Consider the following 23,028-nt stretch of genomic DNA (forward strand, 5'->3'; position numbering starts at 1 on the left):
TGAGAGCGTAGATCATGGCAGATGCATTGTCCCGGCGCCGCGCCGGATACGCGGCCGCCGCCGTGTCCCTGGCGGCGATTGCCGCCGGCTTCTGGGGCGTCGAGCACCGGGCCGAGTCGGCGGACGCGCCGGCGCCCAAGACGCCGCCCGTCATCGTGACCTCCACGCGGGTCGAACAGCAGGACGTGCCCGTCTACCTGACCGGCGTGGGCACCGTCACCGCCAACCAGAGCGTGACGGTCAAGACCCGCGTCGACGGCGAGCTGGACAAGATAGGCTTCGTCGAAGGCCAGGACGTCAAGGCCGGCCAGATGCTGGCGCAACTGGACCCGCGTGCGTTGCAGGCACAACTGGCGCAGGCCAAGGCCACCCAGGCCAAGGACCAGGCGCAACTGCTGAACGCCCGCCTGGACCTGAAGCGCTTCACCCAGCTGACCAAGGAAGACGCCGCCACCCAGCAGCAACTGGACACCCAGCGTGCGCTGGTCGCGCAGCTGGAGGCGACCGTGCAGATGGACGAAGCGCAGGTCTCGTTCGCGCAAGTGCAGCTGGGCTACACCACCATCACCGCGCCCATCGGCGGCCGCGTGGGCGCGCGCCTGGTGGATCCGGGCAATATCGTGCACGCCAGCGATACCGGCGGGCTCGTCGTCATCAACCAGATCGATCCCATCTCGGTGATCTTCACGGTGCCGGAATCGGCGGTGGGAGACATCAACGCCGCCATGGCCGACACCCCCCAGGGGCTGCCGGTCACCGCGCTGGGCCGGGAAACCAACCAGCCGCTGGGCACCGGCAAGCTGGTGCTGGTGAACAACCAGATCGACACCACCAGCGGCACCGTGCAATTGAAAGCCCTGTTCCCCAATCCCCGGCACGTCCTGTGGCCGGGCCAATACGTGAACGCGCGCCTGCAGCTCGCCACCCGCAAGCAGGCGCTGACCGTGCCGGCCGCCGTCGTGCAGCGCGGGCAGAACGGCACCTATGCCTATGCCCTGGACGACCAGGGCATCGCACGCATCCAGCCCATCCGCGTGGCGATGATCCAGGACAATGTCGCCGTGGTGGATGAAGGCCTGAAGCCCGGCGAACGCGTGGTGGTCGACGGCCAGTACAAGCTGCGCCCCGGCATCCACACCACCGAATCGAAAACATCGACCGCGATGGCGGGCGCCGCCGGCGGGCCCGCGCAAGGGGAAGGCAAATGAGCATTTCCGCGTCGTTCATCAAGCGCCCCATCGGCACCAGCCTGCTGGCGCTGGCGCTGCTGCTGGTCGGCGTGGCCGCCTGGCCGCTGCTGCCGGTGGCACCGCTGCCCCAAGTGGATTTCCCCACCATCCAGGTCACCGTGAACCTGCCGGGCGGCAGCCCGGAAACCATGGCGTCCAACGTCGCGCAGCCGCTGGAACGGCAGTTTTCGCTGATCGCGGGCCTGTCGCAGATGACCTCGCTGAGCGGCCAGAGCCAGACCCAGATCACGCTGCAATTCGACCTGGACCGCAGCATCGAATCCGCCGCGGTCGACGTGCAGGCCGCCATCAACGCCGCTTCCGGCCAGTTGCCGTCCAACCTGCCCAACGCGCCTACCTTCCGCAAGGTCAATCCGGCCGACGCGCCCATCATGATCCTGAGCGTGCAGTCGGACACGCTGCCGATCACCGAGGTCAACGACTACGCCGACAACATCCTGGCGCAGCAGATATCGCAGATCAAGGGCGTGGGCCTGGTCAACATCGGCGGCCAGCAGAAACCGTCGGTGCGCGTGCAGGTCGACCCCACCAAGCTGAAATCGCTGGGCCTGAGCCTGGAGGACGTGCGCAACGTCATCGCCACCACCACGGTCAACCAGCCCAAGGGCACGATAGACGGCCCCACGCAGAGCTTCACCACCTACACCAACGACCAGCTGCTGAAGGCCGCGCAGTGGAACGACATGGTACTGGCCTATCGCAACGGCGCGCCCATCCGCGTGCGCGACGTCGGCGTGGCCGTGGACGGGCCCGAGAACAACAAGCTGGCGGCCTGGGCCTATGCGGGGCCCGCCGCCGCCCCGGGCAACACGATCACCAACGGTCGCGGGATCGTGCTGCAGGTCAGCAAGCAGCCGGGCGCCAACGTCATCGAGACCGTCGACGCCATCAAGGACGCCATGCCGCGCCTGCAGGCCGCCATCCCGCCCACCGTGCAGGTGAACACCATCATCGATCGCACCGCGAATATCCGCGCGTCGGTGCAGGATGTGGAATTCACGCTGATCCTGACCATCGTGCTGGTGGTGATGATCATCTTCGTCTTCCTGCGCGACATCGCCGCCACGCTGATACCCTGCGTCACCGTCCCGCTGGCCTTGATGGGCACGGCCGGCATGATGTACGTGGCCGGGTTCAGCCTGGACAACCTGTCATTGATGGCGCTGACCATCGCCGTGGGTTTCGTGGTCGACGATGCCATCGTCATGCTGGAGAACATCTATCGCCACGTCGAGGACGGCATGGGGCCGCTGGAAGCCGCCTACAAGGGCGCCGGGGAGATCGGCTTCACCATCGTGTCGATCTCGGTGTCGTTGGTGGCGGTGTTCATCCCTCTGCTGTTGATGGGCGGCATCGTCGGCCGGCTGTTCCGCGAGTTCGCCGTCACCGTCACGCTGACCATCCTGGTGTCGGTCATCGTCTCGCTGACGCTGACGCCCATGCTGTGCTCGCGCTACCTGAAGAACCAGCACGGCCGCCAGCATGGCCGCCTGTTCATGCTGTTCGAGCGCGGCTTCGACGCCATGCTGGGCGGCTACAAGCGCGGCCTGCAATGGGTGCTGCGCCATCAGTTCATCACCCTGCTCAGCTTCATCGCCACGGTCGCGGTGACCGGATTGATGTTCGTCACCATACCCAAGGGATTTTTCCCGCAGCAGGACACCGGCTATATCTTCGGCTTCGCCCAGTCGTCGCAGGATTCTTCCTTCGGCGCCATGAACCGCCGCATGGTGCAGCTGGCCGATATCGTGCGCCAGGACAAGGACGTGGCGGCCTTCGGCATGAGCGGCGACCAGACGCAGTTCAACACCGGCCGCTTCTTCATCGGGCTGCGCTCCAAGGAAGACGGCCGCACCGACAATGCCGACGAGGTCATCCGCCGCCTGCGGCCCAAGGTCGCGCAGGTGGAAGGCGTGACCCTGTATATGCAGGCCGGCCAGGACATCAACGTCGGCGGCCGGCTGTCGCGCACGCAATACCAGTACACCCTGACCGATTCCAACCTGGATGAACTCAACCAATGGGCGCCGCGGCTGTCCACGCGTTTCGCCCAGTTGCCGCAGTTGACCGACGTGGCGTCGGACCAGCAGAGCAACGCGCCCACCGCCACGCTGACCATAGACCGCGCGCGGGCATCCAGCTTCGGCATCTCGCCCGCCCTGATCGATTCCACCATCTACGATGCCATCGGCCAACGGCAGGTCGCCCAGTACTTCACGCAGTTGAACAGCTATCACGTGGTGCTGGAAGTGACGCCGGCGCTGCAGCGCGATCCCTCGCTGTTCGACAAGCTGTACCTGACCTCGCCGCTGACCGGCGAGCAGGTGCCGCTGTCCACCTTCGTGAAGCTGGACACGAGCAAGACCAACTACCTGGCCATCAACCACCAGGGCCAGTTTCCGGCGGTCACCCTGTCGTTCAACCTGGCGCCGGGGACCTCGCTGGGCGAGGCCGTGCAGGCCATCAACGCCGCGCAGACGGAAATGGGCGTGCCGGCCACGCTGATCGGCTCCTTCCAGGGCGCGGCGCGCGCCTTTGGCGATTCGCTCAAATCGCAGCCCTACCTGATCGCCGCGGCGCTGATCGCGGTCTATATCGTCCTGGGCTTCCTGTACGAAAGCTATATCCATCCGCTGACCATCCTGTCCACGCTGCCCTCGGCCGGACTGGGCGCGCTGCTGATCCTGCGGGCCGGAGGCTACGACCTGAGCGTGATCGCGCTGATCGGCATCATCCTGCTGATCGGCATCGTCAAGAAGAACGGCATCATGATGATCGACTTCGCCCTGCATGCCGAACGCGAGCACGGCATGTCGCCGCAGGAAGCCATCTACCAGGCCTGCCTGCTGCGGTTCCGGCCCATCATGATGACCACCATGTGCGCCCTGCTGAGCGGCCTGCCCCTGATGCTGAGCAACGGCCAGGGCGCGGAGTTGCGTCGCCCGCTCGGCTACGCCATGGTCGGCGGCCTGATCGTTTCGCAGGCGTTGACCCTGTTCAGTACGCCGGTGGTCTACCTGTACTTGGACCGCGCGCATTACTGGTATCTGCGCCGCAAGGAGGCGCGCGCCGCGCGCAAGGCGGCGGCGCATCCGGCCGCCGGCGACGGCGAGCCGCGCGAACCGCTGGTGCAGAAATAAGGTAAAAGAACCGCAGTTCCGCACCTTTGTGCCCCCAACAGCGCCCTGCCATGAAAATCCTGATCGTCGAAGACGAGCTCAAAACGGCCGACTACCTGCACAAGGGCCTGACCGAGCAGGGCTGCGCCGTCGATCTGGCGCACAACGGTGTCGACGGCCAGTATCTGGCGGTGGAACACGCCTACGACGTCATCGTGCTGGACGTCATGCTGCCGGGGCTGGACGGCTTCCAGGTGCTGCGCGAACTGCGCCGCTACCGCCAGACGCCGGTCATCATGCTCACGGCGCGCGACAGCGTGGAGGACCGCATCCGCGGCCTGCAGGACGGTGCCGACGACTACCTGGTCAAGCCCTTTTCCTTCCTGGAGCTGCTGGCCCGCCTGCAGGCGCTGACGCGCCGCGGACGTACCCAGGAGCCCATGCACCTGCGTATCGGCGACCTGCAGATCGACCTGGCCAGCCGCAAGGCGCAGCGCGCCGGCGTGCGCATCGACCTGACCGCCAAGGAGTTCGCCCTGCTGGCCGTCCTGGCCCGCCGCAAGGGCGAGATCCTGTCCAAGACCGCGATCGCCGAACTGGTCTGGGACATGAACTTCGACAGCAACGTCAATGTCGTCGAAGTCGCCATCAAGCGCCTGCGCGCCAAGATCGACAGCCCCTTCGGCACGCGTCTGCTGCATACCATCCGCGGCATGGGCTACGTGCTGGAACAGCGCGACGACGCGCAGCCCGAATGAAGCCGGCCGCGTCCATCACCACCCGGCTGGCGCTGATGTTCGCGTCGGTCGCGCTCCTGACCTTCTCGCTGATCGGCGCCGCCCTGTACGGCGTGTTGCGCGCGGAACTCGCCCGCCAGCAGACCGACGTGCTGAACACCACCGCCAACGAAATGCTCTATGCGCTGAACCGCATGGGCAATACCGAGCGCTGGAGCCGCGCGGAAACCAAGATGGATACGCTGACGCCGGCCGACGGCAGCCTGCGGTTCTGGATACTCAGCCCGGATCCGGCCTATGCCTACGGCAAGGACGTCCCCGCGGCGCTGAGCGCGGCACCGCCGCCCGACGGCTTCGACAGCGTCGCCATTCCGGGCCGCGAGTACCCCATGCGCATCCTGGTGCGCACCGTGCCCGCGCTGCAGGACCGCCCGCAGGTGAAGTTCATCGTCGGCATCGAGACCGCGCCGTATTTCCATACCCTGCACAGCTTCCTGATCGCGCTGGCCGGCCTGCTGCTGTCCGCCGTCGTGCTGATCATGTTCCTGGGCCATTGGGTCGCGCGCATGGGCCTGCTGCCATTGCAACGGCTGTCCGACGAGGCGCGCAAGCTCAGCCCGCGCCACCTGGCCCAGCGGCTGGACGTGGCCACCCTGCCCATCGAGCTGGCCGACCTGGCCGGCGCGTTCAATGGCGCGCTGGGCAGGCTGGAAATCGCCTATACGCGACTGGAAGCCTTCAACGCCGACGTCGCCCATGAATTGCGCACGCCCCTGACCAACCTGATCGGCCAGACGCAGGTCGCGCTGTCGCGCCGCCGCAGCGTGGCCGACCTGGAAGAAGTACTGCAATCCAACCTGGAGGAACTGGACAGCCTGCGCGCCATCGTCAACGACATGCTGTTCCTGGCGCGCGCCGACCAGGGGGAAGCCGCCACCGGGCTGGTGCGCACACCGGTTGCCGCCGAGGTCGGCAAGACGATCGAGTTCTTCGAGTTCGTGCTGGACGACATGCGGCTTTCCGTGGACATCGAAGGCGATACCCTGGCCGAGGCGTCGCTGGACACCGCCCGCTTTCGACGCGCCGTGACGAACCTGCTGCAGAACGCCATCCAGCACACCGCATGCGGCGGGCGGATTACGGTACGCATCGATCCGCAACCGGGCAGCGTGCGCGTGGCGGTGTCCAATCCGGGCGCGCCCATCGATCCCATCCATCTGCCGCGCCTGTTCGATCGCTTCTACCGCGTGGATGCGTCGCGCCACGACAAGGGCGACACCCATGGCCACGGCCTGGGCCTGGCCATCGTCAAGGCCGTGGCGACCATGCACGGCGGCGACGTGTTCGCCACCAGCGACCACGGCTCGACGACCATAGGCTTCAGCGTACTGGCCTGACGGCGTCGCGTGCGCACGCCGGCGGGCTACGTGTAAACCCGGGGTGGCGGACGTCGATCTGGTAATCCTGGATTGCATAATCGCGCGGCGCGGCGGGTCTTGCGCAATGAGTAAGTCTTATAAATTCTGCGGACTTGGAATTCCTGCCACAGGCAGGAACGCGGCCCCCACGCTCGCAACGAACGGGCGTCTGAATGACAGCACCCGGTTGCACATAAATAGAGTCTGGTCGTAGAGTCCGCCGCTTCATGAATTCGCCTATCCTTTCCCCGCATCGCCATCCCGTACCCGCGGTACACGCCGCGTCAGCTGCATTAGCTGCATTAGCCGCATCAATTGCATTGGCTGCATCAGCCCCGCATGCGATGCATGCGCCGGCCCGCGCTACCGGCAATTCATAGCCACGGGCGGCAAGCCTCCCACCGCCACCCGGTCCACCTGGCCCACCTGATCCGCATATAGCGCCGCGCATCGCGCCGGCGTCGGCTTCGTGCGCCTTGCATGGTCGCTATCGCACCGAGTCCGCCACGGCGTGATCCATCGCGCGGCGCCTGCACGCGCCGAGCGCATCCATATCCATCCTTCACCAGAGAGTACGCAGCACCGATCCGCCAGCACCCTTCCAGCGCTAAAGGAGCAGTATGTCTTACCCGCATCACCCTGCATCCCCGCCATCGTCGTACCCGCATTCGATGTTCCAGCGCTTCCGCCTACCCGGCGGAGTTCCCGTTTCCCACCGTGGACAGCAGCCATGGATCCGTCGCGCCGTGTATGGCGCGACCTCATTCGGCCTGCTGGCCTATCCTCCCGATCCCGTCTATGCCGGCGGCGACGCCAGGCAGTACGGACCGGCCAGCGCCACCGTCACGTTGAGCGCCGGCGACCCCGGCGCCACGGCGCATGCGCGGGGTCCCATCGCGACCACCGGCGCCAGCGAACACGCGGTACTGGCCTTGCAGCCCGGCGCCGCCGTCTTGTCCGGCCCGGTATCGACTCGCGGCGATGACGCCTACGGCATCCACTACGGGGCCGGCGTGCGCCTGATCATCACCGATACCGACATCGTCACGCGCGGCGCGCGCGCGCATGCCGTGCAAGGCGTGCAAGGCGCGGCAGGCGGCGCCGCCGCATCGGCGCCAGGCGAACTCGCGTTGCAGCGCGGCTCGATCACCTTGTTCGGCCACGACAGCACCGCCGTATACGCGACCGCGCCCGTCGTCCGCCTGGGTCGTCCGCTGCAACCCACCAACCCCGCGAAGCTGTGGAGCATGGGCTACGACAGGCCCGCCAGCGCGCATCAGACAGACGTGCGCATCCTGGGCCAGGCGCCCCGCAATACCGGCATTTCCATACGCGGCCGCCGGCGGCTGGAGCTGAATGGCGTCGCCATCGATCTGCACGACACCGGCTCGGTCGCGATGTCGATCGGCGCCAGCGCGCGCGTCGACGGCAGGAACGTCGGCATCGCGGCGACGGGATCCGACAGCTTCGGCCTACGCGTACGCGGCGCTGCCGCCAGGCGCGCCGATGGCGAGGCCTGCCCCGCGCCGACCGAACTGCACCTGGCCGATGGCTTCATCGCCATGGCCGGAGCCAACTCACCGGCGGTGGAAGTGGTGCGCGCGCTGGTTACGCTCAAGGACGTCTCCGTCACGACCTCGAAGGACGCCCGCTTTGCCGTCGGCAACGAGGCCGGCACGTTCCGCATGCAGGCCACGCAGGGCCGTGTCGAGCTGCGCAGCACCGGTTCCGCGCTGGCCGCCTGGACCGGCAATGACAGGGAAACGGCCAGCTTCGATTTCCGCAACGTGTCCATCCACAGCGGATCGGGCAGCCTGCTCGAAGTGGGCCGCGATCGCGGGGATAGCGGGCCGGCGCGGCCCGCGCACGTCAAGCTGACGCTGGACGACAGCGATGCGCGCGGCCGCATCTGGAGCGGCGATCCCGGCGCGCCGCGCGTGGACGTCACCTTGAAGCGCGGCGCCGCGTGGCAGGGGCATACGGACATCGGGCGGACGGTGACGGTGGAAAGCCGGGGCGCGTGGACGCTGGATGGAGATTCCAGGGTGCAGCGGGTGCTGCTGCACAACGGAACGGTCGCCTTTCGCGAACCGGATCCGGATGAACGGCCTGCTGCGGCGCCGACCCGGCGGGGTTCCACGTACACGGTCGAAACGCCTCATTCCCGGCCGCCCGGCGAGCGCGCGCAAGCCACCTTCCACCGGCTGCACGTACTGGAGGACATCGACGGCAAGGGCACCGTGGACATGCGTGCCGATACGGCGCGGGGATCGGGCGACAGCATCGTGGTGGACGGCGCCGTACGCGGAAACATCAGCGTGGCGGTGCGCGACACCCGCGCGATGAGCCAGGCCGTGACTTCCGTGCCGCTGATCCATGCAAGGAAGGGCGGGAGCGCCACCTACACACTGGCGAACAATGCGCCGCGCGTCATGCTCGCGGGCCATGCCTTCCAGCTGCGAAAGGAGAAGGCGGACGACGGACCCGCGGTGACCGTATGGGTGGTGCCGGAAGGCGCGCCCTTCATCCGGGGCCACGACACGATGGACCTGCCGCCACCGGGCGACGGCCCGGTCGTGGTGGCGGAAGTGGCGCCCGCGTCGCACGGCGGGGTCGATTACATGCATCTCCCGCCGGCCACGCCGCCAGCCGCGCCCATCGTCGGGCCGGCGCCCACGCATGGCGGAATGGAGCGCAAGCGGGAACGCGAGGTCGCGGTGGCGGGGAATCCTTCCGGCAATCCTTCCGGCAATCCTCCCGGGATTCCTTCCGGGGATACACCGACGGTGCGCGGCCCGGGTCCGTCGACGGTCACGGTCGGGAAGGATGGCAAGGATCCCGCGCGCGAAGGACCGCCGGGGACCATGGGTGACCGGCCCATCGTCGCGACCATGCGTCCGCCGGCGCAGGCGCCTGCTCCCGCGCCTGTGCCTGTGCCTGTGCCCGTGCCGGAGCCGGCTCCGCGGCCCGGCGATGGTCCCGTACCGGTTCAGGAGCGAGAACCGGGAGGGCACGGCGAACCCGTGGATTTGCCGGGCGATCCGCCCTCGCCCGCCAGGCCTGGCGAGAACGATCCGTCCAGCGAGAACCCTGATGGGCCGGCCGACACGCCACCGGTCGCCAATGTCCCCGCCGATGTGCCCGCCGACGTCCCTGCCGACGTCCCTGCCGATGTCCCTGTCGACGTCCCTGCCGATGTTCCTGTCGATGAGCCCGCCGATGAGTCCGTCGATCAGCCTGCCGATGACATCGCCGAAGACACCTCCGAAGCCGCCGCGGAGGAAACCACCGAAGCAGCACCTGAAACGTCCGCCGAAGCGCTCGCGGAAGCACCCGCCGAGCCCCCTGCGGCGGAGCCGGCCGCGCCCGCGATCGCCCTGTCGTCTCAGGACCGGCTCGTCGTCACCAACTCCGCACTGGCCGCTGGCCAGGGCATCTGGAACGCCCAGCTCGGCGCCATCGACCGGCGCATGCGCGCGGTCCGCCACGGCGATGGCATCGCTCCCCCCAGCGGCATCCACGCGATCGATTCCGCCAGCCTGGGCATCTGGATGGAAGCGCTCGACGGCAAGCAGAAGATCGACAACCCGCTCACCGGCGATTACCGGCAGGAGCTGCATGGCTTCATTGCCGGCGTGGACCGCGCCATCGACGTCGCCGCCGGCCGTTGGCACATCGGCCTGCTGGCGGCGCAGGCGCACAGCCGCCGCGACTTCGATAACGGCAAGGGCAGCACGCGCAGCACGCACGTCGGCGGCTATGCAACCTTCCTGGGTCCGCGCGGCAGCTATGCGACCGCCATCGTTTCCGCGGGCCGCTATCGGCACGACATGCATGGCGAAGCGGCCGACGGCGGCCCACTCAGCGGATCGTTCCGCAACAAGGGCATCGGCGCCTCTCTGGAAGCCGGCCGCCGCGTCGAACTGCCGCGTTCGTGGTTCGTCGAGCCCTACGCCGGCGTGAGCTATCTGCGCGTCGGCGGCGCACGGTACAGGCTCAACGACGGCACCCAGGTCCGCGATCGCGGCGGCCATTCCTTGCAATGGCGCGCCGGCGGCCGCATCGGCCGCGCCATCGACACCGCCAGCGGCGGCACCGTCACGCCCTATGTGCGCGTGGGCTATGCCTACGAACAAGGCAACCGCAACCGGCTGTCGGTCGATGGCGCGAACCTGAACGCCGACCTGGGCGGCAGCCGCGTCGAAGTGGGCGCGGGTATCGAAGCCCGCCTGGGCAAGGCGCACGGCCTGTACGTCGACCTGGGTTATGCCAAGGGCAAGCGCTTCGAGCAATCGCGCGTGGTGACCGTGGGCTACCAGTACCGCTGGTAGCCCCACGGAACAGAAAAGCCGGCGAGCGCACATATCGCTCTGTCCTTCCCACGCACCGCCGGCCGCGATCGCCCACCACGAAGACGATCGCGGCCGGCTTGCTTCATGCCCGGCGCCGCCGGGCGGGAACCGTATCGCAGATGTCGGAGGAGCAAGCAGTCATGGCTGGTCTACACGTCCATCGAGCTGTCCATGGACCCGAACGCAAGCGCGGCACCCCTCAAGCAGTCCCATCCTGTCGCATGGCACGCCGGCCGGACTCCCTGGCAGGCACACGCAAATGGGCCATGCCCGGCCACACCTGGAAAGGCGGCGCTATGCGCGGCGCGGCGGCGCTGGGCCTGCTGCTGAGCCCTTGCTACGATGCCTGCGCGCAGCAGTACGCGGCCGAGTATGGCTGGTCGGACCGCGGCATCGAAGTCACCGATGGGGACGCCGGCCGCAAGACCCGCGTGCTCGGTCCGGTCCGGACGCGCCAGGGCATGGAGCATGGCGTCAAGGCCTTGCAACATGGCTCGGCCGACCTCATCAAGACCACCATTCACACCGTCGGCAACGACGCCAACGGCGTCTACTTCAGCGGCGCCGCGCGGCTGTTCGTCACGGGCGCCAGCATTGCCACCCGCGGCGATAACGCGCACGGACTGGGCAGCTTCGATGACAGGGGCGACGATGTCCCCGACTGGGCGTATGCCAACGCCGGGACGGTGCGCATGGACAGCGGCACCATCACGCTTGAAGGCAAGGGATCCCACGGCGTGCATGCGGTCGGCGACACCGGCGTCGTCCACCTGGGATCGGTACTCGCCCCCGAACCGAGCACAAGCCGGAATGACGGCAGGCCGGCGCCGGCGCGGCAGGCGGCTGCCGGTGTGGACGCCAACGTGGATGCCGGCGCGGACACCGATGCCAAGGTGTGGATCCACGGCAAGGGCGAGCAGAACACCGCCATACACGCGGTCGCCAACCGCCGCGTCAGTTTCAATGGCCTGCGCACCATCCTGTACGGCCCCTTCAGCACCGGCGTCCTGGCGCGCGGCAACGCCACGGTCACGGGCCGGAACCTGTGGTTGTATGGCGAGAATGCCGACAGCGTCGGGCTGCGCGCCGTGGGCAGGGTCCCCTGCGCGATCGATGCGCACAGCAGTCGTTGTCCGGGCGCCGACACCACCCTGCATATCGCGCAAGGCTTCGTGCACATGCGCGCACCGCGCTCGCCCGCGGTGGAAGTGGACCGCGCGCGCGTCTACCTGCGGGATGTCATCGTGACCACCGGGGCGGATACCCCTTATGCGGTCGGCAACGAAGCGGGACGTTTCCGCTACACCGGCGAAACCACGCGCGTGATCCTGAGCAGCCAGGGTGCGGCCTTGCGCGCATGGGTGCGGGAACCCGGGGAAAGCGCCGTCTTCTACCTGACGAAGGCCGACATACGCAGCGGCAACGACACGCTGCTGGAACTCGTGCGCCCCGCCGACGCGCCGGCGCCCCAGCGGCGGCGCGTCCCGCGCATGCACTATGCGATGCTGAAGCTGGACGACACGCGGGCGCATGGCGCGGTGCGCGGCCTGCCGGACACCCGCGCGAACATACAGCTGGCCAACGGCTCGGTCTGGCGCGGGCACACCGATGTCGGCGGCCAGGTCTACATCGGCAGCCGCAGCACCTGGGCCATGGACGCGGATTCCATCGTCGATGCGCTGACGATGTCTTCCGGCGGCACGCTGCGCTTTGCCGCCTCCCCGGCCGGCAGCGGGCACGGTCCGCGCTTCCAGACCTTGACGATGCGGGACCGCCTGCGCGGCAAGGGACGTTTCGAGATGAACACGCATCTGGCGCACGGCGCGGCCGACCGGCTCGATGTCATGGGCCGGGCGGCGGGCTCGTACGCGGTGTTGATCACCGATCATTCCCGCGACGGCGATCCCGTGGGACCGCGGGCCGTGCCTATCGTCCAGGCCCGTCGCGGCAACGCATCCTTCGTCCTGGAGAACGACGGCCAGGCGGTGGACGCGCGGGGGCAACGCTATACGCTGGTCAAACGGCGCACCGCGTCCGGCACCGTGTGGGCACTCGAGCGCGAAGCGGACGACGCGCCGGAAGACGGCGCCGATGCGCGTGGCCCGACAGCCGCGCCGATCGCTGGTGGACAGGACCGGCCAAGGGACCGAAGCGCGGATGCTGGCGATGATGCTGGCCTATCGACGGCCCGGGACGGCGGCGGCGGCAGCAGCGATGTCCTCGGCGACAACGGCGATGACGTTGGCAACGACGACGATGGCGGCGGCAATGACAGTGATGACGTTGGCAACGACAGCGATGACGTTGGCAACGACCGCGATGGCGGCGGCAATGCCGCAGGCGATGACGGCACCCGGCAGGCCGGCGACGACAGCGCCATGGCACTCGGCGCGCCGGATGCCGCCGACGTGCCGCCGCGCGCGATCCAGGCCACCCTGGTGAACAACGGTGCCATCGCATCGTCCAGCGCCTTGTGGATGGCCGCGCTACGGCCAATCGAAGAACGCGGCCGGGACATGCACGACGGCAGCACCGACGGCAACAGCAACGGCATCGGCATCGGCAACGCCGACGGCGACGGCCGCGACATCCGACTCGCGCCTATCGGCCACGGTTTCTGGCTACGCGGCGTGGATACGCGCCAGCATCTGCGGCAATCCGCCGGCGCCTACACGCAATCGCTCTGGGGCTACACCCTGGGGGCCGACCGCGGCGTAAAGGTCGCGGCGGGAAGGTGGCGCCTGGGCGTCAGCGTCGGCCAACTCGACGCGCATCGCCGCTTCGATGGCGGCAAGGGGCGCACATCCACCGTCCTGTTCGGTCTCTACGCGGTACTGCAACTGGATAATGGCGCCTATGCCAGCCTGGCGGCATCGGCGGGTCGTTTCCGCAACACCGTACAGGCAAGCGGAGCCGACATCGGCGGCACCGTGACGGGCCGGTATCGCCATGCCGGCGGCGGGCTGGCCGTCGCGGCCGGACAGCGCCTGGACCTGGCGCGAGGCTGGTTCGTCGAACCGGGCGCCGGGCTTGCCTACTTCAAGGCAGGCGGCGCGCGTTATACGCTGAGCGACGGCACTGCCGTGCACGACCGCGGCGGCCATACGCTGCAGCCGCGCGCCGGTTTACGCGCGGGCCGCGCCATGGCGCTGGGCAACGGCAACACGGCGACGCCTTACGTCAGGGTCGGCTGGCTGCGGGATTACGGCAAGCAAGGAACGATACATGCCGACGGTGCGAGCCTGCGCTCGGACCTGTCCGGCAATCGCTTCGAGATCGGCGCGGGCGCGGAAGCCAGGCTGGGCCAGAGCCACTTCCTGTACGCCGACGTGGAGGCCGCCAAGGGCGGCCACCTGACGCGATCGAGGTCCATCGTGGCGGGCTACCAGTACCGCTGGTAGCCCGCGCGGGCAGAGCGATCGGCCGGCAGCGACTGCCGGCCGCGATCACTGGCGGTGGCCGCTGGCACTCAACCAACCCCGATCAGTCGGCCGTGATGCCGGCCGACTTGATCACCGTCGCCCACTTGGCGGCTTCGGCGTTCAGGTACTTGCCGAAGTCCTCCGGCGAGCCCGGCTTGGTGGTCACGCCCATGCCGGCCAGCACCTTCTGCGCATCCGGGCTGGTCAAGGCCTTGTTGATCTCCGCGTTCAGGCGACTGACGATTTCCGGCGGTGTTCCCTTGGGCGCCATGAAGCCCCACCACACGCTGGCCTCGAAGTCGGGAAAGCCCGCTTCCGCGGCGGAAGGCACGTTGGGCAGCAGCGCCAGACGGTCCTTGCTGGCCACCACCAGGCCGCGCAGGCGGCCCGATTGCAGCTGCGACAGCCCCTGTACCGGATCGAGCAGCATGAAGTCCACGCGGCCGGCGGTCAGGTCCACGATGGCGGGCGCGCCACCCTTGTACGGCACGTGCAGCATATTGGTCTTGGTCACGTACTTCAGCAGCTCCGAACCCAGGTGGGCCGAACTGCCCGGGCCGGCCGAGGCATAGCTGATCTTGCCCGGATCGGCCTTGGCCGCGTCCACGATGTCCTTCAGCGACTTGGCGGGGGAACCCGCCGGCACCATCATGATCAGCGGCGACGATCCCACGTAGGCAATGGGCGTCAGCGATTGCAGTTCGGAGAAGGGCCGCTTGGGATACAGCGCGACGTTGGTGGCCAGGCCGTTGGCGCCCAGCAGGATGGTGTAGCCGTCGGCCGGCGCCTTGGCGGCGGCCTCGTTGCCCACGCTGCCATTGGCGCCGGAGCGGTTTTCCACCACGATGGACTGGTTCATCTGCTGGCCGATGTGCTGCGCCACCAGGCGGCCCAGGATGTCCACCGCGCCGCCGGGCGGGAACGGCACCACCATCCGGATCGGCTTGTCGGGGTAGTTGGCCTGGGCCTGCGCGGCGCCCATGGGGACGACGGCGGCGACAGCCAGGGATAATGCCGCCAGCCAGGCCGGCGCGCGGAAACGTGCTGATGTCATGTCTTCTCTCTTTGTTGGTCTGTAAGTCTGGTACGAAAAAAAAGGGGCCTGCGCCCCCGTGGCATCATGCCTCGCCGGCGGAACCCGGTTCCGGCCAGCGCAGGATGTGCGCGGCCGCCTTGCCCATGACCCATGCGCGGCTGTCGTCGTCGAGGAAATCCAGGGCGATGCGGAAATGGTCCACGCATTCCTGGTACGTGCACGGCAGGCGGGTGTAGTCGGAACCCCACATCGTGCGCCGCGGGCCGAAGGCCTCGAAAATGCGCTTCAGGTAGGGATACAGATTGGCGAAGGGATAAGGCTCATTGCTGTAGCACGGCGCGGCCGAGGCCTTCACCGATACGTTGGGAAAGCGGGCCAGCGCCAGCAGGTCGTCCAGGTCGGCGAAGGCGGCGGCGTCGCGCAGGTTGCTGCGCCGGGCCATGTGGTCCAGTACCATGCGCAGGCCCGGATAGCGCTGGGCCAGGTAAGGGATTTTGTCGACGTGGCCGGGCACGAAAAGCATCAGCGGAATATCCAGGCGTTCGCATGCCGCCCAGAACCAGTCCATGCCGCCCGGCTCCAGCCAGCCGCTCCACTTGGGCTTGTGGAAGGTCATGCGGATGCCCAGCATATTGGGCTGGTCCAGCCAATCCGCCAGGCGTTCGCGCGCGTCGGGCGCTTCGGGGTTGAAGCGGCCCATGATGGCCAGGCGCTCCGGGTAGCGCGCGGCGGCTTCCAGCGCGGTGTCGTTGCTGTCGCCGACCGGCGACGGCGGCACGATGATGGCGCGCTGCACGCCCGCCGCGTCCATCGTCGCCAGGAATTCTTCAGCGCCCAACGGTGCTTCGCGATGCGGCCGCGCACCCTCGACGGCCACGAAGACCTTGCGTTCGACTTCTTCCGCCGGCCATGGGCGATCGGGCCGGTGGGCTTCCCACAGATGCACCTGGGTGTCGGTAATCAGCACGCTATCTCCTGCTGGCGCCGGTAGGCCGGCGTCTATTGAATGTATGGAAGCGTGACTATAGGAGCGATGCGCGGAGAACGGAACGGCATTTCCGGTCTAGCTGCTATTACAGGAATGAATAGCTGGCTCCCGGCGCCGCGCGGGAGATGCGGCGCAAGGCCGGCGCGCTATCGCTGGCGGGGACCGCCTGCGCGCCGTGCCGCTTGCGCCAGCGCTTGCGGCACGAAGCTCGCGATCAGCGCGGCCGTCTCGCGGCCCAGCACGGTATCGGGACGTTCCGCGGACGTGGCCAGCGCCAGCGTGCTGGTGATGCGTGGCGACACGATGCGGCGGGCCGTAAGCTTGGCGGCGTCGGCGGCGATCAGCAGCGCGTTCTGCGTGACGATGGCATGGCCGTAGCCCTGCGTCACCAGGTCCACGATCGCACCGACCGCATCGATTTCCAGCGCGATGGAGATCTTGCGGCCCAGGCTGGCCAGGCGCGTTTCGACCAGCATGCGCAGGGGATGCGGGCGGCTGGGGATGATCAGCGGAACTTCCGACAATTCCTTCACGGCAATGGTGGCGCCCTGCGCGACGCGCCCCTTGCCGCGCCGCTCGATCAGGAACAGCGGGTCTTCGCTGAGCGGCAGGAATTCCAGTCCCGGCGATGGCATGGGATCGTGCAACACCGCGACATCGATGCGGCCGGACAACAGCCATTCGTGCAGATGCACGGTCAGGCCTTCCGTGATGCTCAGCGTGGCGCGCGGAAAGGCGCGGCGGAACTCGCCGACGAAGGGCGCGGTCAAGAGGCGGCCGATGGAGTGCGGCACGCCGACCACGACGCGGCCCACCGGCGAGCCGCGCGCGTCCTCGACTTCCTGGCGGGCCCGATCGAACTGCAGCAATATCCCGCGTCCATGCGCCAGCAGCCGCTTGCCGGCTTCGGTGGGCGTGACGCCCCGCCCGTTGCGATAGAGCAGCGTCTGGCGCAGTTCGATTTCCAGCCGCCGCACCTGCCGGCTGAGCGCCGGCTGCGCCACGTCCAGGATCGCCGCCGCCTTGGTGAAGCTGCCCAGCTCGGCGACGTGGACGAAGTATTCGAGTTGTCGCAGGTCCATGTAGTCCCCACTGGCGGAAGGCGGTTGCCGTCCGGCGGGTAGGCCGCCGTCCAGGATGGGGAGGCGCGAAGAAAGCGACCTTACCATGGGAGCCCGCCGGACCATGGCGCGCCCAGGCCATGGAGCCGCCGCCCCGCCCGCGACGCGGGCGAGCGAGCGAGCGGGCGGTTAACGGTAACCAGCAGGCGGTACGCGGTACGCGGTACGCGTCAGTCCAGCTGCAGATGCGCTTCGTCCACGACCTTCTTCCACTTGTCGATTTCCGCGCGGCGGAAGGTGTCCAGTTCCGCGGGGGTGGACGCGACGATTTCCGCGCCCATATCGGTCAGTTGCTTCGAGACCTGCGGGTCCTTGAGTACCTGGGCCAGGGCCTTGGAGACCTGCTCGACGATGGCGGGCGGCGTGCCGGCGGGGGCGAACACGCCGTTCCATTCGTAGGAAGCGTAGCCGGGCACGCCGGATTCCGCGATGGTGGGCAGGTCCGGCGCGGACGCCGACCGCTGCGTGCCGCCGGACGCGACCGCGCGCAGCTTGCCGCTGCGCACGTGCGCCCACGACGATCCCATGCTGGCGAACATCACCGGCACCTGGCCAGACATGACGTCGACCATGGCGGGACCGCCGCCCTTGTAGGCGACGTGCTGCATATGGGTGTGAGCCAGGAAGTTGAACAGTTCGCCCGCCAAATGTTGCGCCGATCCAGGCCCCGACGATGCGTAGTACACGAACGGGCCATCCTTGGGCTGCGCCAGCTTGATCAGCTCGCCCACCGTCTTGACGGGATACGACGGCGTCACCACCAGGATGTTCGGCACGCGCAGCAAGAGCGAGACGGGCGCGAAATCGCGCAAGGTATCGAAGGTCATCTTGCTATGCAGCGCGGGATTCTGGCCGTGGTTGGACGCGTCCATCATCAGCGTGTACCCATCCGGCGCGGCCTTGGCGACATACGCGCCGCCTATCATGCCGCCGGCGCCGCCCTTGTTCTCGATGACGACGGGCTGGCCGAGTTCGGCCGACAGGCGCGGGCCGATCAGGCGCGCGACCAGGTCCACCGTGCCGCCGGGCGGATAGGTGACGACCAGGGTGACGGGCCGTTCGGGATAGGCCGCCGCGGCGCCCGCCGTCATCGTGGCCAGCGCGAGCGTGGCCAGCGGGGCCAGCAGCGCGCGCACGCGGCGCGCCGCAATGTGCCTGCAATCGATATGCATGGATGTCTCCTTGGTTTTGCTTGGTTTGGATGTGGAACAAGTAAGCCGGATATCGCCGAAGGGCGCTACCCGTCGATCCTGAACAGGCGCCGCGCGGTCTCCCCCAGGATGAGGCGGCGGGTTTCGTTATCGGCGACCCAACGGTGCAGCCACTCGTACGCGGCGCCATAGGCCATGTAGCCATGTTCGGTATGCGGCCAGTCGCTGCCCCACAGCAGGCGTTCCGGCGTGTAGGCGTCCAGCAGCAGCCGCGTGGCTTCGGCGCCGGCCGTGGCGGCCTGCTCATGCGGCCAGTTGCGGTAGGCGCCCGAAAGCTTCACCCATACCCGGCCGCTGCCGGCCTGGCGCAGCAGGTATCCGAAGCCGGGATCCGCCACGCCCAGCGCGGGGTCCGGCCTGCCGAAATGATCGACCACCACGTCGCAGCCGGCGTCCAGCAACGGCGGCACCACGGTGGGCAGGCGCGCCGCGGGCAGATGCACTTCCACATGCCAGCCCAGGCGGGCGACGCGCGGCAGCAGGTTCCGCCAGGGTGGCGCGTCCAGCGGCGGCACGTCCTTGCCCACCAGGTTCAGGCGCATCCCCACGACGCCGTCATCCGCCATCCTGGCCAGGTCGTCGTCGGTGCAGGCGGGGTCGATCACCACGACGCCACGCAGCCGTCCGCGGCAGGCACGCAGCGCATTCCGCAGGTACCCGTTGTCGGTGCCCAGGAAGCTGGGCTGCACCAGCACGCCATGCGTCAATCCATGCGCATCCAGCTGCGCCAGATAATCGGCCAGCGTGGCGTCGTGGCCGGGCGAGTAGCGGCGGCCCTCGGCCAGCGCCAGCCCTTGCTCGAACACATGCGCATGCGTGTCTATCGCTGCCACCCGCGCCGACGTCGCGGGCCCGCTGCCGATGGCGGGAGATGGGGCGGATACGGCCATGCAATGCTCCGAGGGTGGCGATGCGGCGCATTCTAGGCAAGCCATGTATAGTTTTCTATGTTCCGAACGTCGATTTTATATATCGTCACGATATGGAAACCCGTCATCTTCGCTATTTCCTGGCCGTCATCGACCATGGCAGCGTCAGCCGCGCCGCGACCTGGCTGGGACTGGCGCAGCCGGCGCTCAGCCAGGCGCTGGTGCGGATGGAAAAGGAACTGGGCGTACGCCTGTTCGAGCGCTCGCGCCGCGGCGCCTCGCCGACGCCCGCGGCACTGGCCATCCTGGAAGACGTGCGCGCCAGCGTGGCCCGCATCGATGCCGCCGCGGCCAGGGCGCGCGATATCGGCCGCGGCAGTGCGGGACAGCTCACCGTCGGACTGGTCTCGTCCGCCCTGTTCGATACGCTGCCGCGCGCCCTGCGCCAGATGCGCGAACGCGCGCCCGGCGTGCGCGTGATCCTGCGCGAGATGAGCAACGCGGAACAGGCCGACGCCCTGCAGACCGGGGAAATCGATATCGGGCTGATGCATACGCCGGTCGCCGTGGGCGGCCGCATGCGCGAACGCCAACTGCTGCGCGACCGGCTGATGGCTGCCGTCCCGGACGAATTCGACGTCGCGCCGGACGGCAGCGTCACGCTGGCGCAGATCGCCCACGCCGGCCTGGTGCTGTATCCACGCTCGCAGTTGCCGGTCCTGTACGAGTCCATCCTGGACGCGATGCGCAAGGCCGGCCATGCCCCGCACGTCGCGCAGGAAGCCAACCGCACGCTGACGGTGCTGGCCTGCGTGGCCGGCGGCTGCGGTGTCGGCCTGCTGCCCAGCTGGATACGATCGCTCGATTTTCGCGGCGTACGCTTCTGCCGCGTGGCCGATGGCCAGAGCCTGCCCAGTTTCGACCTGAGCGCCATCTGGCCCGCACGCTCCACGCCCACGCTGGCCGACATCTTCGCCAACCTCGACCTGACATCGAAGTAAGGCCCCTTCCCGCCCGCACAACCCAGCGACGCCCCATGCTCAACACCGCGCTCAAGTATTTCCTGGAAGTCGTCAACAACGGTTCACTCACCGTCGCCGCGCAGGCGCTGCACGTGGCGCCGTCGGCGGTCAGCCGCATGATCCGCAAGCTGGAAGACGAATACCACACCGTGCTGTTCGACCGCCACGCACGCGGCATGGTGCTGACGGAATCGGGCCAGTTGCTGGCCGCCTATGCGCGGCGCGCCCACCTGGATGCGGAGCGCGTACGTTCCGACGTACGCGACCTGAGCCAGGTCGGCCAGCGCCTGGTCAAGATTTCCGCCAACCAGGCCTTCGGCCGTGAGCTGCTGCCGCGCCTGATCGGCGAATTCCGCAAGCAGGAGCCCAGCGTGCATTTCCAGCTGAACATCCTGCAATCGGAAGAAATCAATCGCCGCGTGCGCGAAGGCAAGGACGATATCGGCGTCAGCTACAGCCTGTCCGCGCCGGAAGGCGTGCAGATCGAGCACGTCGGCATCCTGCCGGTCTGCGCCGTCATGCCGCCCGATCATCCGCTGGCGGGACGCCCGCTGCTGTCGATGCAGGAGATCGCCGGCTACCCCGTCGCGCTGATGGGCCACGGCAGCACCATCCGCTTCATCGTCGACCTGTGCTGCATGCACGAAGGCATCGAGCTGAACGTGGTGATGACCAGCAACAACATGGGCGCGCTGCAGAACCTGAGCCGCAACTACGGTCCCATCATCTTCGGCAGCCGCCTGACGGTGCTCGCGGGCATCCAGCGCGGCGAGCTGGTGGCCGTGCCGCTGACCAATGCCGACCTGCACCAGCGGCACTTCCACATCCAGACCATGCTGGGCCGCGAGCTGCCGTCCAGCGTGACGCGCATCGTGCAAGCCATCGTGCGCGACGTGACGGCGGCTGCCTGAGGCACCGAACCTGGATCCGACGCTAGTCCACCTGCCCGGCCCACTCGGGTTCCTGCCATGACACGTCCGTGTCGATGGGCCACACCGGACGCGGCAGATGGCGGAAGTCCACCCGTTTCAGGTTGGGCGTGGTCAGGCCCGGACTATCCACGTCGTGGATGCGATCCGGGGAAAAGAACTCGTCGAAGCCGGCGCGATAATGCCCGCGGCTCTTGACGATCAGGTTCTTGACCGTGGCGATGTCGATGCCGTGCATTTCCACGATGCGCGGCTCGGCCAGCTGGCGGCGCAGGCTACCCACGATGACGCGCAGGCCTGAGCCTTCGAGCTGCAGCAGCGCGCTGGGGCCCAGCGCAAACTTGCGGCCGCGCATGATGCCTCGCCGCCCCGTGCCTTCGCCGTCCGTCAGTTTCAATATCTTGGCGCGCGCCTGGAAACGCCTGGAGAACTCCGATTCCTGCCGGTTGAAGACCGCCTCGAACGACGCGCCCTCGCCCAAGGCGTGCGCCTGCGCGGCCAGGTCCGGATCGACGAACACGCCCAATACCGTGCCGGGAAGATTCGCCTGGTGGAATGCCTCCAGCAACCACGCGGTATTGCCGCGCCCGCCGCCGCCGGGATTGTCGGCGACGTCGGCGAACAGCAGCGGCACGGTCGACGCGCGCGCCAGCGCGACGGCACGGTCGACCTCGATCATGTCGGGCACGTAGCGGTGGCGATCGTCCCACGCCGCGCGCGCCAGGGCCAGGGCCGTGCGCCGCGCCGCCGCCAGGTCGCCGCGCGCCGCCACGTTGATGGTCAGCCCGCATTTGGGGATGTCGGAAAACACGAAACCGCCCAGCACGGACACATTGGCGATCGGCCCCTGCCCCGCCGGCGCCATGCAGGCCTCCGCCTGCTGGATCAGATCGGCATAGGGACCGGCGGCGGTGCCCAGCGTCACCGATGGCGGGGTGAGCGGCAAGCGAATATAGGCGGTCGCGGTCTTCATGCCGGCCAGCATTTCGCGCAGCAGGTCGGCCGCCTCGGCGGCGCGCTCGCGCTGGTCGACGTGCGGATTGGTGCGGTAGGCGATCAGGGCGTCCAGGGCCTCCACCGTGGCGGCCGACACGTTGGCATGCAGGTCATGCGTGGCGACGATGGGCACGTCCGGCCCCACCATGCGGCGCACCATGGTGGCCAGCACGGCCTCGGTATCGTCTTCGCCTTCCGCGGTCGATGCGCCGTGGTTCGCGATGTACACCGCGTCCACGGGCAATACCGCTTGCAGGCGTTCGCGCACTTCGCGCAGGAAGGTGTCCCAGACCGATGCGCTGGCCGGCCCGCCCGGGGGCGCGCCGATGACGATCAGCGGCAGGGGCTGCCAGGGGCCCAGCGCGTCCATGCGTTCGTAGAAGCCGGGCAGCTCGCTGGGCAGATGGCTGACCTGCCGCGCCAGGGTGCTGATACGGTCGCCCGCTTCCCAGCACTGCGCGCGGAAGTCGGCCTCCACCGACACCGGCGCGAAGGCGTTCGACTCCAGATGGAAACCCAGTACGGCGACGCGTGGACCGGATGCATGCATGACGGGCC

General features: G+C 68.4%; 14 protein-coding genes. 8 read left to right on the forward strand and 6 right to left on the reverse strand.

Translation table 11 applies throughout. The features are described from left to right. The first annotated feature begins 14 nt into the window (after positions 1-14). The 6 genes from CAL12_RS23235 (at position 15) to CAL12_RS23260 (ending at position 14,277) form a co-directional block, all read left to right on the forward strand. Positions 15-1,208: an efflux RND transporter periplasmic adaptor subunit gene (locus CAL12_RS23235; RefSeq protein WP_086066776.1), complete on the forward strand. Its 1,194-nt coding sequence runs from the start codon at positions 15-17 to the stop codon at positions 1,206-1,208. Then, positions 1,205-4,390, forward strand: a complete 3,186-nt coding sequence (locus CAL12_RS23240) for an efflux RND transporter permease subunit (protein WP_086066777.1) — start codon at positions 1,205-1,207, stop codon at positions 4,388-4,390. The genes CAL12_RS23235 and CAL12_RS23240 overlap by 4 nt, the downstream gene beginning before the upstream one ends. Before the next feature lie 50 nt (positions 4,391-4,440). Further along, a complete protein-coding gene (locus CAL12_RS23245; protein ID WP_086066778.1) occupies positions 4,441-5,127 on the forward strand; it encodes a heavy metal response regulator transcription factor in 687 nt (228 codons plus the stop codon). After that, entirely contained in the window at positions 5,124-6,503 is a 1,380-nt protein-coding gene (locus CAL12_RS23250) for a heavy metal sensor histidine kinase (RefSeq protein ID WP_086066779.1), read from the forward strand. The genes CAL12_RS23245 and CAL12_RS23250 overlap by 4 nt, the downstream gene beginning before the upstream one ends. Positions 6,504-7,270: 767 nt before the next feature. Next, complete coding sequence (locus CAL12_RS23255) at positions 7,271-10,855, forward strand: autotransporter outer membrane beta-barrel domain-containing protein (RefSeq protein ID WP_198298307.1); 3,585 nt, start codon at positions 7,271-7,273, stop codon at positions 10,853-10,855. Between the two features lie 287 nt (positions 10,856-11,142). Further along, a complete protein-coding gene (locus CAL12_RS23260; RefSeq protein ID WP_157793095.1) occupies positions 11,143-14,277 on the forward strand; it encodes an autotransporter outer membrane beta-barrel domain-containing protein in 3,135 nt (1,044 codons plus the stop codon). An 82-nt stretch (positions 14,278-14,359) separates the two neighbouring features. Here the strand turns inward: CAL12_RS23260 and CAL12_RS23265 are convergent, their stop codons facing one another. The 5 genes from CAL12_RS23265 to CAL12_RS23285 all read right to left on the reverse strand — a co-directional run bounded on the left by CAL12_RS23265 (position 14,360) and on the right by CAL12_RS23285 (position 19,544). After that, a complete protein-coding gene (locus tag CAL12_RS23265; RefSeq protein WP_086066782.1) occupies positions 14,360-15,352 on the reverse strand; it encodes a Bug family tripartite tricarboxylate transporter substrate binding protein in 993 nt (330 codons plus the stop codon). 64 nt (positions 15,353-15,416) lie between these two features. Next, complete coding sequence (locus CAL12_RS23270; RefSeq protein ID WP_157793096.1) at positions 15,417-16,301, reverse strand: amidohydrolase family protein; 885 nt, start codon at positions 16,299-16,301, stop codon at positions 15,417-15,419. Positions 16,302-16,468: 167 nt separating this feature from the next. Further along, a complete protein-coding gene (locus CAL12_RS23275) occupies positions 16,469-17,404 on the reverse strand; it encodes a LysR family transcriptional regulator (RefSeq protein WP_086066784.1) in 936 nt (311 codons plus the stop codon). A 209-nt stretch (positions 17,405-17,613) separates the two neighbouring features. Continuing rightward, positions 17,614-18,534, reverse strand: a complete 921-nt coding sequence (locus CAL12_RS23280) for a tripartite tricarboxylate transporter substrate binding protein (RefSeq protein WP_232464968.1) — start codon at positions 18,532-18,534, stop codon at positions 17,614-17,616. Positions 18,535-18,680: 146 nt separating this feature from the next. Further along, positions 18,681-19,544, reverse strand: coding sequence for an amidohydrolase family protein (locus tag CAL12_RS23285; protein ID WP_086066786.1), 864 nt, complete (start codon positions 19,542-19,544; stop codon positions 18,681-18,683). A gap of 92 nt (positions 19,545-19,636) precedes the next feature. On the opposite strand from CAL12_RS23285, the gene CAL12_RS23290 reads away from it, so the two are divergent. After that, the gene (locus CAL12_RS23290; protein ID WP_086066787.1) at positions 19,637-20,524 is read left to right on the forward strand and encodes a LysR family transcriptional regulator; all 888 of its coding nucleotides are present in this window, start codon (positions 19,637-19,639) and stop codon (positions 20,522-20,524) included. A gap of 35 nt (positions 20,525-20,559) precedes the next feature. After that, a complete protein-coding gene (locus tag CAL12_RS23295; RefSeq protein ID WP_086066788.1) occupies positions 20,560-21,456 on the forward strand; it encodes a LysR family transcriptional regulator in 897 nt (298 codons plus the stop codon). 22 nt (positions 21,457-21,478) lie between these two features. On the opposite strand, the gene CAL12_RS23300 is transcribed toward CAL12_RS23295, so the two are convergent. Beyond that, positions 21,479-23,020, reverse strand: a complete 1,542-nt coding sequence (locus CAL12_RS23300) for a M81 family metallopeptidase (protein WP_086066789.1) — start codon at positions 23,018-23,020, stop codon at positions 21,479-21,481. Between the last annotated feature and the right edge of the window lie 8 nt (positions 23,021-23,028).

Origin of the sequence: Bordetella genomosp. 8 (assembly GCF_002119685.1) — a bacterium.
Taxonomy (GTDB): Bacteria; Pseudomonadota; Gammaproteobacteria; order Burkholderiales; family Burkholderiaceae_B; genus Bordetella_C.